General features: G+C 66.9%; 12 protein-coding genes and 4 tRNA genes. 11 read left to right on the top strand and 5 right to left on the bottom strand.

Translation table 11 applies throughout. From position 1 onward, the window contains the following. Positions 1 to 74: 74 nt before the first annotated feature. The 6 genes from ACY466_RS05990 to pstB all read left to right on the top strand — a co-directional run bounded on the left by ACY466_RS05990 (position 75) and on the right by pstB (position 6,055). Positions 75 to 947, top strand: a complete 873-nt coding sequence (locus tag ACY466_RS05990) for a winged helix-turn-helix transcriptional regulator (RefSeq protein ID WP_463250654.1) — start codon at positions 75 to 77, stop codon at positions 945 to 947. A 1-nt stretch (position 948) separates the two neighbouring features. Next, positions 949 to 1,884 (top strand): mycothiol synthase, encoded by a 936-nt coding sequence (gene mshD / locus ACY466_RS05995; protein WP_463250656.1) that lies wholly within the window; start codon positions 949 to 951, stop codon positions 1,882 to 1,884. A gap of 295 nt (positions 1,885 to 2,179) precedes the next feature. Next, positions 2,180 to 3,235: a phosphate ABC transporter substrate-binding protein PstS gene (gene pstS / locus ACY466_RS06000; RefSeq protein ID WP_463252149.1), complete on the top strand. Its 1,056-nt coding sequence runs from the start codon at positions 2,180 to 2,182 to the stop codon at positions 3,233 to 3,235. A 143-nt stretch (positions 3,236 to 3,378) separates the two neighbouring features. After that, positions 3,379 to 4,356: a phosphate ABC transporter permease subunit PstC gene (gene pstC / locus ACY466_RS06005; protein WP_463252150.1), complete on the top strand. Its 978-nt coding sequence runs from the start codon at positions 3,379 to 3,381 to the stop codon at positions 4,354 to 4,356. 2 nt (positions 4,357 to 4,358) lie between these two features. Further along, positions 4,359 to 5,267 (top strand): phosphate ABC transporter permease PstA, encoded by a 909-nt coding sequence (gene pstA / locus ACY466_RS06010; RefSeq protein ID WP_463250658.1) that lies wholly within the window; start codon positions 4,359 to 4,361, stop codon positions 5,265 to 5,267. Positions 5,268 to 5,278: 11 nt separating this feature from the next. Then, positions 5,279 to 6,055, top strand: coding sequence for a phosphate ABC transporter ATP-binding protein PstB (gene pstB / locus ACY466_RS06015; protein ID WP_463250660.1), 777 nt, complete (start codon positions 5,279 to 5,281; stop codon positions 6,053 to 6,055). 181 nt (positions 6,056 to 6,236) lie between these two features. On the opposite strand, the gene phoU is transcribed toward pstB, so the two are convergent. From phoU to ACY466_RS06035, 4 genes are all read right to left on the bottom strand, one after another. Continuing rightward, complete coding sequence (gene phoU / locus ACY466_RS06020; protein ID WP_463250662.1) at positions 6,237 to 6,917, bottom strand: phosphate signaling complex protein PhoU; 681 nt, start codon at positions 6,915 to 6,917, stop codon at positions 6,237 to 6,239. A gap of 75 nt (positions 6,918 to 6,992) precedes the next feature. Beyond that, positions 6,993 to 8,831 carry an LCP family protein gene (locus tag ACY466_RS06025; RefSeq protein ID WP_463252151.1) on the bottom strand — a complete coding sequence of 613 codons (1,839 nt, stop codon included), beginning with the start codon at positions 8,829 to 8,831 and terminating at the stop codon, positions 6,993 to 6,995. A gap of 372 nt (positions 8,832 to 9,203) precedes the next feature. After that, a complete protein-coding gene (gene dusB / locus ACY466_RS06030; RefSeq protein WP_463250664.1) occupies positions 9,204 to 10,343 on the bottom strand; it encodes a tRNA dihydrouridine synthase DusB in 1,140 nt (379 codons plus the stop codon). A gap of 127 nt (positions 10,344 to 10,470) precedes the next feature. Beyond that, on the bottom strand, positions 10,471 to 11,439 hold the full coding sequence (locus ACY466_RS06035) for an acyl-ACP desaturase (protein ID WP_463250666.1): 969 nt from the start codon (positions 11,437 to 11,439) through the stop codon (positions 10,471 to 10,473). A gap of 317 nt (positions 11,440 to 11,756) precedes the next feature. Between ACY466_RS06035 and ACY466_RS06040 the strand changes: the two genes are divergently transcribed. Beyond that, entirely contained in the window at positions 11,757 to 12,989 is a 1,233-nt protein-coding gene (locus ACY466_RS06040) for an MFS transporter (RefSeq protein ID WP_463250667.1), read from the top strand. Between the two features lie 200 nt (positions 12,990 to 13,189). Here ACY466_RS06040 and ACY466_RS06045 read toward each other — a convergent pair. Then, positions 13,190 to 13,262, bottom strand: a tRNA-Lys gene (locus tag ACY466_RS06045). A gap of 321 nt (positions 13,263 to 13,583) precedes the next feature. Between ACY466_RS06045 and ACY466_RS06050 the strand changes: the two genes are divergently transcribed. From ACY466_RS06050 to ACY466_RS06065, 4 genes are all read left to right on the top strand, one after another. Beyond that, positions 13,584 to 14,231 carry a ScbR family autoregulator-binding transcription factor gene (locus ACY466_RS06050; protein ID WP_463250670.1) on the top strand — a complete coding sequence of 216 codons (648 nt, stop codon included), beginning with the start codon at positions 13,584 to 13,586 and terminating at the stop codon, positions 14,229 to 14,231. A gap of 108 nt (positions 14,232 to 14,339) precedes the next feature. Then, positions 14,340 to 14,412: transfer RNA gene (locus tag ACY466_RS06055), tRNA-Glu, on the top strand. A 73-nt stretch (positions 14,413 to 14,485) separates the two neighbouring features. Further along, positions 14,486 to 14,559 (top strand) — tRNA-Asp (locus ACY466_RS06060). A gap of 71 nt (positions 14,560 to 14,630) precedes the next feature. After that, positions 14,631 to 14,707 (top strand) — tRNA-Phe (locus ACY466_RS06065). The last annotated feature ends 80 nt before the right edge of the window (positions 14,708 to 14,787 follow it).

Here is a 14,787-nt window from a genome sequence, read left to right on the forward strand (position 1 = left end):
GTACCCGGCCACAACGCGCTAGTCTGTCTTCCGATGCGATGGCGCTCGACGGTCGACGAGGAGATGGGGCAACGATGGAACTGCTGCTTCTGACCTCCGACCCGGATCCCGATGCGGTCCTTCCTTCTCTGACACTGCTGGCGCACACCGTGCGCCCCGCGCCCACCGAGGTCTCCTCGTTGCTGGAAGCCGGGAGTGCCGACATCGCTCTCGTGGACGCGCGCACGGATCTGGCCGCCGCCCGCGGGCTGTGCCGACTGCTCGGCAGCGCCGGGTCGGCCATCCCTGTCGTCGCGGTCCTGACCGAGGGCGGACTGGTCGCGGTCAACGCCGAGTGGGGTCTCGACGACATCCTTCTGCCCACCACCGGTCCGGCCGAACTCGATGCGCGGCTGCGCCTGCTGGTCGGCCGCCACGGCGGAGTGGCCAGCCCCGAGGCGTCGGGAAAGATCACTCTGGGTGAACTGGTGATCGACGAGGGGACGTACACCGCGCGACTTCGCGGCCGTCCGCTCGACCTCACCTACAAGGAGTTCGAACTCCTCAAGTATCTGGCCCAGCATGCGGGCCGAGTTTTCACCCGCGCCCAGCTCCTTCAGGAGGTGTGGGGCTACGACTTCTTCGGCGGCACCCGCACCGTCGACGTCCACGTGCGTCGGCTCCGGGCGAAGCTCGGCAGCGAATACGAATCGCTGATCGGCACGGTCCGCAACGTGGGTTACAAGGCGGTTCGTCCCAGTCGAGGTGCGACCAGGCCCGGATCCGACGACGGATCGGGTGACGGCGGTTCGGGTGACGGTGGCGCCGCGACGGGTGTCGACGGCGGCATCGCCATCGACCGCGGCCCCTCCGTCGAGTCCGGCCCCTCGGTCGATGCGGGTCCCGGTCCGGGGCGATCGGTGTCCAACGGCAACGCCTTCGCCCCCCTGAGCGGCCCGGTCTTCTGACGTGCCGACCACACCCGACCGCCTCGAGTTCGCCGCGCGACGACCGACTCCGGACGAGATCGACGCCGTCTCGGCGATGATCGAGCGGGCGACCGTCGCCGACGGCACCGCCCCCCTGTCCGAGCAGGCAGTACGGGCGATCCGTGCCACCGAGGACGACGCCCATGTGCTCGCGCTGCTCGGCGGCACGGTCGTGGGGTACGCCACGGTCGAGCGAGGCTCGCACGACGAGGATTCCGGTGACGATTCCGCGGACGGTGGACCGATGGCCGAGGCCGTCGTCGACCCCGATCACCGCGGACGCGGCGTCGGAACCGCCCTCGTTGACCGCGCTCTCGCGCCGCCGATCGCCGGCATCTGGGCGCACGGACAGCTGCCGGCGGCCGAACACGTCGCGACCGCGCTCGATCTCGTCGTGGTTCGGCGGTTGCTCCAGATGCGCCGACCGACTGCGGAACCGTTGCCCGCGTTGGTGATTCCCGACGACATCGTGGTGCGTACCTACCGGGAGAGCGACGACGCCGAATTGCTGCGAGTCAACAACGCGGCCTTCGTCTGGCACCCGGAGCAGGGCGGCTGGACGCAGTCGGAGATCGACGCTCGCCGTGCGGAATCCTGGTTCGACCCGGAGGGGTTGTTCGTGGCGACCTCCGCCGACGATCCGGAGACGGTGCTCGGTTTCCACTGGACCAAGGTGCACGCAGCCGACGCCGAGCCGGCCATCGGTGAGGTCTACGTGGTGGGAATCGATCCGTTCGCGCAGGGGCGTGGGCTCGGTCGCATCCTGACTCTGGCCGGACTTCGCCATCTCGCCGAACTCGGCCTGCCCGCGGTGATGCTCTACGTCGAGTCGGACAACGAGGCCGCCGTGCATACGTACGACCGACTGGGTTTCACGAACTACCACGTCGACGCCGTCTACGCCCGACGGTCCTGACCGGGCGCACCGACCGGGGGGCTCCGCCGGGCTCCCGAACACGACCGCCCCGATCCGCCCGCGAATTCGGGCATTCCGTCCGTCTGTTCACCTTCCGTTCAACCTGGCGGAGTCATCCGTCCACCACGGCCGCTTATGTTTCCTGACGGGCAGCGGACGTTGCCCGTTGCGGCTCGATGCGAAGCCGCATCTCTCGTGCCCCCCGACCCTGCGGTCGGAATCCGGGCCGACAATCTTTCGGAGGAGACAGGTGAAGCGCAGCATTGCCCTAGTGGGCGTACTGGCGGCCGGCGCGATGTCGTTGGCCGCCTGCGGCAGCGACGCGAACGTGGAGGGAGCCGGAGCGGCCAGCGAGTCCACCGCTACCTGCGAAGGCAAGACGCCGCTGACCGGTGAGGGATCGTCGGCGCAGCAGAACGCGATGGCGAACTTCACCTCGGTGTACGCGAGCGTGTGCTCCGGCCAGGCCGTCGAGTACACCTCGAGCGGCTCGGGAACCGGACGTACCCAGTTCGTCAGCAACATCGTCGACTTCGCCGGATCCGACTCGGCCATCGAAGACGAGCAGGCCGCCGAGGCCGCCACCCGCTGCGGTGGCAACGAGGCGTGGAACCTGCCCCTCGTCTTCGGCCCCGTCGCCGTCGCCTACAACCTCGAGGGTGCCGACAACGTCGTGCTGACCCCCGATGTCGTGGCCCAGATGTTCCTCGGCGAGATCACCACCTGGAACGATCCCGCCATCGCCGCCCTGAACGAGGGCGTCGAGCTCCCGGCCACCCCGGTCGTGCCGATCTACCGGTCCGACTCGTCGGGCACCACCGACAACTTCCAGGAGTTCCTGACCGACGCCGCACCCGACGTGTGGACGCTCGGCGCAGGCTCCGACTGGAACGGCACCGCGGGCGAAGGCGCCAACAGCTCCTCGGGCGTCGCGCAGGCGGTCGGCTCGACCCCCGGCGGCGTCACGTACGTCGAGGGTGGATTCGTCACGCAGGAGGGCCTGCAGGCAGCCTCCATCGACTTCGGCAGCGGCCCGGTCGAGATGAACGTCGAGACCGCCGCGGCGGCCATCGACACGGTGGAATTCGCCAACGGTGACGACAACAACAACCTGGTCATCGACATCGCTGCCCTCTTCGGAAGCAGCGAGCCGGAGACCTACCCGTTGGTGCTCGCCACCTACGAGATCGTCTGCTCGGCCGGCTACGACGCCGAGACCTCGGCAGCGGTCAAGTCCTTCCTGACCTCCGCCTCGAACGAGGGTCAGCAGGGTCTGGAAGAAGCCGGGTACGTCCCGCTTCCGGAGAACTTCAACGCGCGCCTGCAGGAAGCGATCGAAGCGATCGCCTGACCTGACATCCGAAACGTCTCCCGGTCGGCCACAGCCGGCCGGGGGCGTGGACGTCCACCGAGGGAAACGACAGTGAGCGTATGACCACCAGACCTGTGCCCGACCTGACCACTCCGGCTACTGTGCCCAGTGTGTCCTCGGCTATGAAATCTTCAGGATCCCCCCAGAACGATTCCCCTCACGAGGCGCGCGGAACGGTAGTCCGGCCGGGCGACCGCATCTTCTCGGGTCTGGCCACCGGCTCGGGTGTTCTGATCGTCGTCCTGATCGGCGCGATCGGCGCTTTCCTCGTATGGCGAGCCGTTCCGGCTCTGCAGAACAACACGGTCAATTTCTTCACCTACAACGGCGTCTGGAACACCACCGACACGTCGGCCATGGTGTTCGGTGTCGCCAACCTGTTCTGGGTGACCATCGCGGTGTCACTGTTCGCTCTGATCCTGGCCATGCCGGTTGCTCTGGGCATTGCGATCTACCTCACGAACTACGCGCCGCGCCGCATCGCGGGCCCGCTGGGCTCGGTCATCGACCTGCTGGCCGCGGTGCCGTCGATCGTCTACGGCCTGTGGGGCCTCTACGTCCTGGCCCCGGCCATCGCGCCGCTGGCCGACTGGCTCAACACCAACCTCGCGTGGATCCCCCTCTTCGCCACCGGCTCCGTGTCCATCGCGGGCGGCGGCACCATCTTCACCGGTGGCATCGTCCTCGCCGTCATGATTCTGCCGATCATCGCCGCGGTCACCCGCGAGGTTTTCGTCCAGACGCCGCGCGGGCAGATCGAGGCCGCTCTCGCTCTCGGGGCGACCCGCTGGGAAGTGGTCCGCACGACGGTCATCCCGTTCGGCAAGTCGGGGTTCGTGAGCGGGTCGATGCTCGGACTCGGTCGTGCCCTCGGTGAGACCATCGCGCTCTACATCATCATCCGCAGCACGGTCGAGTCCTTCGGCTGGACGCTGTTCGACGGCGGCTCGACCTTCGCGACCCAGATCGCCTTGGCTGCAGCAGAATTCAACGACCAACTACAGGCCGGAGCCTACATCGCCGCGGGTCTGGTGCTGTTCGTCCTGACGTTCGTCGTCAACGCCGGCGCCCGCGCTGCGATCGCCGGAAAGAAGGTCTGAGCATGACGACAACCACCGACCGTCCCGTCAAGGAACCCACCTTCAGGGGAGTCAGTTCACGCCGCAAGGCGAGTGACACGGCGGCCACCGTACTGGTGTCGCTGGCCGTGCTCATCGCGCTGGTTCCGCTGGTCTGGGTCCTCTACACCGTCGTCGCGCGTGGCCTGTCGGCTGTCGTCGCACCCGAGTGGTGGACGTTCTCGCAGTCCGGCATCACGCAGTTCATCGAAGGCGGCGGTGCCTACCACGCCATCGTGGGCACGTTGATGCAAGGCCTCGTCTGCGCGGTCATCTCCATTCCCATCGGTGTGTTCGTGGCGATCTACCTCGTCGAGTACGGCCAGGGCACGCGCTTCGCCAAGCTGACCACCTTCATGGTCGACATCCTCACCGGTGTTCCGTCCATCGTTGCGGCACTCTTCATCTACGCGCTGTGGATCGTGACCTTCGGCTTCGATCGTTCCGGTTTCGCGGTGGCGCTGGCGCTGGTGCTGCTCATGGTCCCCGTCATCATCCGATCGTCGGAGGAGATGCTGCGCATCGTGCCGCAGGACCTGCGCGAAGCGTCGTACGCACTCGGTGTGCCCAAGTGGAAGACCATCGCCAAGATCGTCATCCCCACGGCGCTGTCGGGAATCGTCACCGGAATCATGCTCGGATTGGCGAGAGTCATGGGTGAAACGGCACCCGTGCTGATCCTGGTGGGCGCCTCGGCCTCCATCAACTTCGACCTGTTCGGCGGACCGCAGACCTCGCTGCCGCTGATGATGGTGGAACTGCAGAAGGCCGGCACGGCCCCGCTGACCGCCGAACGGCTCTGGGGCGCCGCGATGACGCTCATCATCATCGTCGCGGTCCTCAACATCGGCGCGAAGCTCGTCTCGCGCTTGTTCGCGCCCAAGAATTTCTGACAGGAGCCGACATGGCAAAACGACTCGACCTCAAAGACGTCAACATCTATTACGGCAAGTTCCACGCCGTGGCGAACGTGACCCTGGCGGTTCCGCCGCGCAGCGTCACCGCCTTCATCGGCCCCTCGGGTTGCGGTAAGTCCACCGTGCTCCGGTCGCTGAACCGCATGCACGAGGTCATCCCCGGTGCGTACGTCGAAGGATCGGTCATGCTCGACGGCGAGGACATCTACGGTTCCGGCGTGGACCCGGTGGGCGTGCGTCGCACCATCGGAATGGTGTTCCAGCGCCCGAACCCGTTCCCCACGATGTCGATTCGCGACAACGTCGTCGCCGGCCTGAAGTTGCAGGGCGGGCGGAGCAAGAAAGAACTGGACCAGGTCGCCGAAGAGTCGCTCAAGGGCGCGAACCTGTGGACCGAGGTCAAGGATCGGCTCGACAAGCCCGGTGGCGGCCTCTCGGGTGGGCAGCAGCAGCGTCTGTGCATCGCTCGCGCCATCGCCGTGCAGCCCGACGTGTTGTTGATGGACGAGCCCTGCTCGGCTCTCGACCCCATCTCGACGCTGGCGATCGAGGACCTGATCGGTGAGCTGAAGAAGGACTTCACCATCGTCATCGTCACGCACAACATGCAGCAGGCCGCCCGCGTGAGCGATCAGACCGGCTTCTTCAACCTCGAGGCCACCGGCAAGCCCGGCAACCTCATCGAGATCGACGACACGGAGAAGATCTTCTCCAACCCGTCCGAGAAGGCCACCGAGGACTACATCTCGGGTCGCTTCGGATAGAGCGCGGTGCGGGTGGGACCGCACGACAGTACGAGTGAGGGGCACCCTCGGTTCGCGAGACGGACCGAGGGTGCCCTCACTCGTGGTGGGTGCGTGGGCGCGTTGCCGTTCACACACGAATGAGGGGCACCCCTGACCCGTGGGACGGATCGAGGGTGCCCCTCACTCGGGGTGGAGAAAGTTACTTGTCGACAGCGGCGATCGCTGCCGGTTCCATGTCGTTGGGCAGGCTGCCGGTCACGAGGAAGATCACGCGACGACCGACCTCGACGGCGTGGTCGGCGAAGCGCTCGTAGAAACGACCCAGCAGCGTCACGTCGACGGCCGCCGCGACGCCGTGCTTCCACTCCTTGTCCATCAGGACGGTGAAGAGGTGACGATGCAGATCGTCCATGGCCTCGTCTTCTTCGCGCAGCTTGGCCGCGCGCTCGGGGTCACGCGTCTCGAGGACCTCGCGTGCCGAGGCACCGAGAGCGACGGCGATGCGGCCCATCTCGGCGAAGTAGCCGTTCACCTCTTCCGGAAGTGCGTGCTGGGGGTGACGCCGGCGAGCGATCTTCGCCACGTGCAGAGCGAGTGCCCCCATGCGCTCGATGTCGGCGACGATCTGGATGCCGGACACCACCGAACGAAGGTCACCGGCGACGGGCGCCTGGAGAGCGAGAAGGGCGAACGAGCGCTCCTCGGCCTGCGTGCTCAGCTCGGAGATCTTGTCGTGCTCACCGATCACTTCCTCGGCGATTCGGAGATCGGCCTGCAGCAGAGACTGCGTGGCGCGTTCCATCGCGCTTCCGGCCAAAGCGGCCATCTCGCCGAGGACATCGGCGAGCTCGGTCATCTGTTCGTTGTATGCCACGCGCATGAGGCGATTTTACTCGGCTGTAGATGGGCAGTGGGGAGGCAGGCGGTGAACGCCCGGTGAATGCGAGGAAGCGATTCAGAGGCAGGTGTCGTCGGCGGCGTTCGTGACGGCGAGATCCGTCGGTAGTGCGACGTCCGTGGGGGCACCCGACAGGCCGGTGTCGAACGTCGGCAGCAGTTCGCCGACCGGGGTGGGAGCGTTCACGAATCCGGGGAACTCGGTTCCCAGGACCACCTCGACGACGCTTCCGAGGGAGACCGTCTCCTCGAGGACCGCGCCGTCGAGTGTGCTCGCGAGGGTGGACGCCTCGTCGATGAAGCCGGGTGCGTACCGAACGACGGTCTGTGCGAGGCCGGGGGACTCCGCGTTTCCGGTCCCGACAACCTGGAAGCCCCAGTTCGCGAGCTCGTTGGCCGTGGTCATGGCGAGCCCGCTGATGTCGGACCCGTTGGAGACCTGCACCGAGACCAGCGAGGGATCGACGGCCGTCGACGGTTCCGTCGGGGCGACGGGAGGTGCGGCCGGTTCGTCGCCGCGCTCCTCGCCCGGCAGGGGAAGGTCGTCGATGATGGCCCGGAAGATGGCGTCGATGTCGTCCGTCCGCGGAATCTCGTTGCCGTAGTAGTTGGTGCCGTCCGTCGGCGTCGTGAGGAACGTGACTCGTCCGGCCTCGACGTTGCGCAACGACTGGCCCAACGTCAGCAGGTCTGCGGTCTTGACGTTCTCGACGAACGTGTTGGCCGTGAAGGCGTTGACGAAGCCGTTCAACGCGCCCGGATCGAAGAGCACCCGGTTGCTGAGCACCGAGCGCAGGAGCGAGGACAGAAAACGCTGCTGCCGAGTGATCCGGCCGTAGTCGCCGTTCCCCTCGGACGCGACGTTGCGAGCCCGCACGTAGTTCAGCGCGGTCCGACCGTCGACGGTCTGTTCCCCCGTCGTGGGAAGAATGGTCCCGAGCTCCGCGTCCTCCAGGGGCACGGACGTGCACACCTCGACGCCGCCGACCTCGTCCACCATGGTCTCGAAACCGGCGAAATCGATTCCCACGAAGTGACTGATGCGCAGGCCGGAAATCCGTTGGATGGTCTTCACGAGGCACCGCGGACCGCCGAGCGCGTAGGTGGCGTTGAGCTTGTCACCCTCGACCGCCGGGTAGATCTCGCCGTCGTAGTCACCGGTGGTGCTGTCCCAGCCCTCACACACCGGGCGCTCGACGTCGAGGTCACGGGGAAAGGAGACGCCGACGACGCGACTGCGATCGGCGGGGATGTTGATGAGCATGATGGTGTCCGAGCGGGCGCCGGCCGCGTCCTCGACGGTGCCGGCCCCGATCTCGCCGCTCGCTCCGGCCCTGGTGTCCGTGCCGACGATCAAGTACGTCTCGTCACCGAACTGACCGGGTGCGTCGACGACGTCGGAGGATTCGGTGTCCAGTGCGGAGACCTGAGCGAACCCTCGATCGGTGGTGTGCAGGTAACCCCATACAACGCCGGTGAGCATCAACGACAGGACCGCGACCATCGACACCGCAGTGCGTCCGGCGATGCGGAGGCGCTTGCGCTTGCGCGCCTTGTTCAACGCAAGGCGGGTGAGTGCCGGTGGTGGCAGCGGGCCGACGGCTTCGGGCTCGGGTCGACGAGCAGACGGGGGAGGCGTCGAGTGGGGAGGTATCGAGGGGGGAGGTGTCGACGACGGGCCGGGCGCGGACGGTGTCGGCGGGCCCTGGCCTGCGGGGGTCGTGGCAGAGGGAAGGACGACGGTCGGGGCGTCGTCCTCGTGAACATCGTGTGCGGCGTCGACTTCGCGTGAGTCGGAGTCACGGGGGGACGGCTCTTCGGTGCTCGGTTCTTCGGTGTTCGGCGTCGGGGGCTGCGATGGGGTCTCCGGCCGGTTGGGAGAGCCGCCGTGCGACATTCGCGAGACCTTGTCGAGCAACTCGGCCACCGACAACCGGCGGCCGACGGAACCGCCCGCGGCGCGTCGGGACGCGTCTGCCGACGGTTCCGGAACCGGATTCGACGACGAATCTTCCGCATCCGACGCGTCGTTCGAGGGCTCACCCGCGGGAGTGTCTCGGGCAGTGGACTCGTCGGCCGGGGGGTCCGACGACGGGGTCTGCCACGCCGAATCCGGGGCGTCGGGACGTGTCACCCGTGAGATGGGCCGTTCCCACGGGGCGCGGCGACCGGGCGTGGGTGAACCCGTGTCCTTGTCGTCACCCACTCGTCGATCCGTCTTTCCCTCGGCGCGCGACCGCCGTTCGAACGATCGACGCCATGATACTGATCATCCGCCGGAGTGCATGAGATCGGCGCCGACGGGGACCGCGACGTCCTCCGGATCGTCGAGCCATCCGTCGGGGAGGGACACGGTGCCGGGCGAGCCCTGGCGGCCTCGTGGTCCCTCGGCGTCGGCGGGGAACGGAACGGTGGGATCCAGCCGACCCACCAGGTCGTCGAGCTCGGCGAGGGTGGACACGGTGGCCATGCGAACGCGCAGGTCGGAGCCCGCGGGGAAGCCGCGCAGGTACCACGCGACGTGTTTACGGAGTTCGCGCAATCCCCGGGTTTCGCCGTGGTGGTCGGCCAGCAGTTCGGCGTGCCGGCGCATGATCTCGGCCACGCCGCCGAGGGTGGGGGGAGTGGGAAGCGGCCGACCGTTGAGAGCCGCCGAGAGCTCTGCGAACAGCCACGGCCGGCCGAGACAACCGCGACCCACGACGACGCCGTCGCATCCGGTTTCGTTCATCATGCGCGCCGCATCGGAGGCGTCGAAGATGTCACCGTTGCCGAGAACGGGAACGTCGCGGACGTGGTCCTTGAGCCGGGCGATCTCGGACCAGTCGGCGGTGCCCGAGTAGCGCTGGGCCGCGGTCCGCGCATGCAGGGCGACGGCCGCAACTCCCTCACCCGCGGCGATCCGTCCGGCGTCGAGATGAGTGTGGTGTTCGTCGTCGATTCCGATGCGGAACTTCACGGTGACCGGCACGTCGGTGCCCTCGGTGGCCTTCACGGCCGCGGCGACGATCCGTCCGAACAGCGACCGCTTGTAGGGCAGTGCCGCCCCGCCGCCCTTCCGGGTGACCTTGGGAACGGGGCAGCCGAAGTTCATGTCGATGTGATCGGCGAGATTCTCGTCCACGATCATCTTCGCCGCGTCGTAGGTGGTCTGGGGATCGACCGTGTAGAGCTGCAGCGAGCGTGGCGATTCGTCGGGACCGAAGGTCGTCATGTGAAGCGTGGCGGGCTGGCGTTCCACCAGAGCACGCGCGGTGACCATCTCGCAGACGTAGAGGCCGGAGGTGCTGCCGGTGAGGGACTGTTCGATCTCCCGGCACAGCGTGCGGAACGCGACGTTGGTGACGCCGGCCATGGGTGCGAGAACGACGGGACTTCGCAGCGTCATCGATCCGATCTGCAAGGTCATCTTTTCTCACGCACCAGGGGAGTAGGGAACAGGGCACAAAGCGATGTGCCCGGCAGCCGAGGATCCGGTTACCGGGCACATCGAGGGTATCCGGCCGAGCCGTGACTCGGCCAATCCGCAGAAACGGTCAGGAAGCTTGCTGAGCCTGACGCTTGGCGGCCTCACGAGAGAGCATGCGGTCGCGCTGCTCCTCGAACTTGAGCACGTCCTTCTCGAGCTTCTCCAGGAAGGCAGCGAGCTCCTCGCGCGTCTGCTCACCCGCGGCGGTGAAGTCCGTGCGCTCGAAGATGTTCCACTTGCGCAGAACCGGCATGACCACGTCCTCGAGGTGCTGACGGAGGTCGTAGATGCCGTGCTTGGCCATGAGAACGCCGTTGCGACGGAAGTTCGGCATGCCGGCACCCGGCATCTGGAAGTTCTGCACGATGTCCGCGATCGCGACCAGAGCCTGGTCCGGCGAAATATCGAGGGCCGCGCCGCACAGGTTGCGGTAGAAGATCATGTGCAGGTTCTCGTCCGCCGCGATGCGCTGCAACATCTTGTCGGCGATCGGGTCGTTGCACACCCTGCCGGTGTTGCGGTGGCTGACGCGGGTGGCCAGCTCCTGGAACGTCACGTAGGCGACGGAGTGCAGGAAGCCCAGGTTGTCCATCCCGCCGGCGGCGGCGGAGGAGAAACCGTTGGTCATGTGCTCCATGCGGGCCTGCTCGAGTGCCACCGGGTCCACGCCTCGCGTGATCACCAGGTAGTCGCGCATGACGATGCCGTGCCGGTTCTCCTCGGCGGTCCACCGGCCGACCCAGGTTCCCCACGCGCCGTCCTGCGAGAAGTTCTCCGCGATCTCGCGGTGGTACGACGGGAGGTTGTCCTCGGTGAGGAGGTTGGTGATCATGGCGGCCTTGGCGACCTCGTCGAGGCGAGACTGCTCGGGCGACCAGTCCTCGCCGCCCAGCGCCGCGAAGTTGCGTCCCTCGTCCCACGGAACGTAATCGTGGGGGTGCCACTCCTTCGCCATGGAGAGGTGCCGGTTCAGATTGTCCTCCGCAACCGGCTGCAGCTCCGAGAGCAGCTCCAGTTGTGTCAGATCCCGTGCCATGCGTGTCCTCCGTTTTCGTTTACGACCGCACCGAGCCTACGGCACCGTAACCACGATGTGAATTGCTTCGATCAGGGGCGGGGCCGACTCTGCACCGGCATTTTCGCGGTGTCGGCGCGGTGACGGATATCTACGGCCGAGACAGACCGTGCTGGTCGGCCGTCGGTCTTTCAGTATGCCCGACCAGGTGCGCCTGCACTTTTGTGACAAATGGCAACAAGGACGAACACCCTCGAGGACTTTCGCTCGCAGCCCGTTTCGGGCGACGGGCCAAACCGTTCGTTGTGCGAAACACTCTGCGTGAAACACTGTGCCTCATGCCCGGAACCACGAACGCACCGCATGCCGCGGGGTCGGCAGGGTATCGACGCATCACCCTCGCACTGTTCGCCGCGGGTCTGGCCACGTTCGCCTCCATGTACAGCGCGCAGGCGGTACTGCCCGCCCTCGCCGACGACCTCTCGCTGTCGCCGGCGGTGGCCGCGCTCGCGGTGTCCGCCACCACCGGCGTCCTCGCGGTGGCGATCATCCCGGCGAGCGTGCTCTCCGAGCGCTACGGCCGGACCAGGGTGATGGTCGTCTCCGCTGCACTGTGTTGCACCATCGGTCTGCTGCTGCCGCTGAGCCCGAACATCGAGGTGCTCCTGCTGGGCCGAGCGCTGCAGGGTGCCGCGCTCGCGGGCGTGCCGGCGGTGGCCATGGCCTATCTCGCGGAGGAGGTGCGGCCGAGCGACCTCGGCGCCGCGATGGGCCGATACGTCGCGGGAACGACGCTCGGCGGCCTGCTCGGACGGATCGTTCCGTCCGGGGTGCTCGACATCTCGACCTGGCGATGGGCGCTCGAGGTGACGGCGATCGCGACCCTGGTGTTCGCGCTCGTGTTCGTGAAGCTGCTCCCACCGTCGCGGCACTTCGAACGCCGTTCCATCCGTCCGCGCACGGTGCTGCGGAATCTGGTCGGCCACCTGTCGGACCCGACGCTGCGAGTGCTGTTCTCGCTCGGTTTCCTCCTGATGGGCGGCTTCGTCTCGGTGTACAACTTCATCGGATTTCGGCTGGTCGCGTCACCGTTCTCGCTACCGCAAGCCCTGGTCGGACTGATCTTCGTGATGTATCTGGCCGGGACCGTCACCTCGGCGGTGGCCGGGAGGGCCGCGGATCGGTACGGCCGTTCCGCGGTACTGGCATCGTCCATCGCGGTCATGGGGCTGGGGCTCGCCACGACGATCCCGGATTCGCTGCCGGCCATCCTCGTCGGCCTCTTCCTCTTCACCGGGGGCTTCTTCGGTGCCCATTCCGTCGCGAGCGGATGGGTGGGCCGGGTCGTGGTGACCAACCGCGCCGAGGCGTCGTCGCTGTACCTGTTCGCGTACTACCTGGGGTCGTCCGTGGCGGGCGCGGGTGCCGGGTTGGCCTACGCGCGCGGCGGATGGGACGGGGCGGCGATCTACGTCGGCGTGCTCGTGTCGGTCGGGCTCGTGCTGGCGGCGACGACCTTCCGGCGCCGACCGGTCGCGTCGACACCCGTCGGGGCCGCGGCAGCGGAATGAGCGCCGCGGGGAGTGGGGGTGCGGGGTGCGGGGTCGCCGGTCGCGGGGCGCCGGGTCGCGCACCGTGCAGCGACCTGCGCACCGTGCACGGTGCGCAGAGTGCTGGAGGGTGCGCAGCCACGGTGTGGGCCGGGTGACGCGGTGAAGGCCGGGCGACGCAGCGAGGGCCGGGCGACGCAGCGAGGCGCGAGCACGAGAAGTGCCCCCAGCAGGGCTCGAACCTGCGACCTGCGGATTAAAAGTCCGTAGCTCTACCAACTGAGCTATAGGGGCGCGGAGAAGAAGTGTAGAGGACAACGGGCCGCGACCGACGACGGGTGCCGAGGCTCGGTGCTACCAGCCATTCCTGATTCGACGGATCGGCCTTATGACTATTCACCATTGTTTTGGTTCCCATTTGGGCGAGAAGTGATCGAATGGTCGAAAAGTCGGGTTCGAGTGCGTGACTCCCACGACGCGAACCCATCGGCGGCGTGTTCTGCGGCGAAGGCAACACACGGGCGATCTCGTCCAAGGGAAACCACAGGTTCGTCGAGTAGTCTGGCGAACAGAACCAGCCCATTCGGGTGTTCATTTTCGGAGGCATGAAGCGCAATGGCACAGCAAGAACGTGCTCGACGCACCCGGGCAGCGATAGTCGAAGCCGCGGCGTACGAGTTCAGCAAGCGCGGGTACACCGCAGCGTCGGTGAACACCATTCTGGAAGGATCGCGCGCCACGAAGGGTGCGATGTACTTCCATTTCAGTTCCAAGGAGGAACTGGCGCGTGCGGTTCTGCAGACGGCGGTGGAAAAGTACACCGGTGTCATGGACGCCCCACGTGAAGAGGGCCTCGACGCCCTCGAATGGCTCCATCGACTGATCGTCGACCTGGCCGCGTCGTTCAAGGCGAACGTGGTGGTCCAGGCCGAGTTCCGGCTCATCATCGAACCCGAGTTCTATCCCACCGTGCGCGACGGCGCCGGTGCGGTCTGGGGTCGAACGACCCACAAGCTCGCCGTGGAAGCCCACGAGATGGGTCTGCTGAAGCCCGAGGTCGATCCGCGGAAGTTCACGCGCGTTCTCATCAGTTCCATCGCGGGACAGCGCTACATGGCAGACCTGACGGCGGACGACACCGATCTGCGCCAGTTGTTCGAGGAGTCCCTCGAGGTCGTTCTCATGGCGATGGCCACGCCCGAGTGGTTCGAGCGGTGGCAGGTTCGCGGCTGGCCGCAGAGGGTTGCCGTCAGCGCCGAGTAGGTGCCGAAAGGTGTCCCGAACAGCGGATTTGGGAAATCATCGGCATTGTCATAAGCTAGCCAAGCTCCCAACGGAACGCCGTTGGGGAACTCCGGAGCAATCCGGCGGGCCCCCTTCGTCTAGCGGCCTAGGACGCCGCCCTTTCAAGGCGGTAGCGCGGGTTCGAATCCCGTAGGGGGTACGCTTCAGCGGATGACAACGCTGAGGTGTGTTCGTATGTAGTGGTCTATGTTTCACGGACATGCAGTACGCATGGCCCTGTGGCGCAGTTGGTTAGCGCGCCGCCCTGTCACGGCGGAGGTCGCGGGTTCGAGTCCCGTCAGGGTCGCAGAAGTTCGGGTGTGTTGAGCACCGGACGATGCGAGCACAAACGCAGTACGGCATCGCTCGCGGTGTCTCGGCCAGGTAGCTCAGTCGGTACGAGCGTCCGCCTGAAAAGCGGAAGGTCGCCGGTTCGATCCCGGCTCTGGCCACCACACCAAGCCCCATCCGCACGCGGATGGGGCTTCGTCGTGTTTCGAGGGGCTGCTTCCGGATCGGCGGTTCGGGTATCCGA

The sequence above is a fragment of the Rhodococcus sp. K11/5 genome, from assembly GCF_055193735.1.

Coding starts and splice junctions, on each gene's coding strand:
- ACY466_RS06050 (WP_463250670.1), top strand. CDS start 13,584: ATGGCACAGCAAGAACGTGCTCGACGCACCCGGGCAGCGATAGTCGAA.
- pstC (WP_463252150.1), top strand. CDS start 3,379: ATGAAATCTTCAGGATCCCCCCAGAACGATTCCCCTCACGAGGCGCGC.
- ACY466_RS06035 (WP_463250666.1), bottom strand. CDS start 11,439: ATGGCACGGGATCTGACACAACTGGAGCTGCTCTCGGAGCTGCAGCCG.
- dusB (WP_463250664.1), bottom strand. CDS start 10,343: ATGACCTTGCAGATCGGATCGATGACGCTGCGAAGTCCCGTCGTTCTC.
- pstB (WP_463250660.1), top strand. CDS start 5,279: ATGGCAAAACGACTCGACCTCAAAGACGTCAACATCTATTACGGCAAG.
- ACY466_RS06025 (WP_463252151.1), bottom strand. CDS start 8,831: ATGTCGCACGGCGGCTCTCCCAACCGGCCGGAGACCCCATCGCAGCCC.
- ACY466_RS05990 (WP_463250654.1), top strand. CDS start 75: ATGGAACTGCTGCTTCTGACCTCCGACCCGGATCCCGATGCGGTCCTT.
- pstA (WP_463250658.1), top strand. CDS start 4,359: ATGACGACAACCACCGACCGTCCCGTCAAGGAACCCACCTTCAGGGGA.
- pstS (WP_463252149.1), top strand. CDS start 2,180: ATGTCGTTGGCCGCCTGCGGCAGCGACGCGAACGTGGAGGGAGCCGGA.
- ACY466_RS06040 (WP_463250667.1), top strand. CDS start 11,757: ATGCCCGGAACCACGAACGCACCGCATGCCGCGGGGTCGGCAGGGTAT.
- phoU (WP_463250662.1), bottom strand. CDS start 6,917: ATGCGCGTGGCATACAACGAACAGATGACCGAGCTCGCCGATGTCCTC.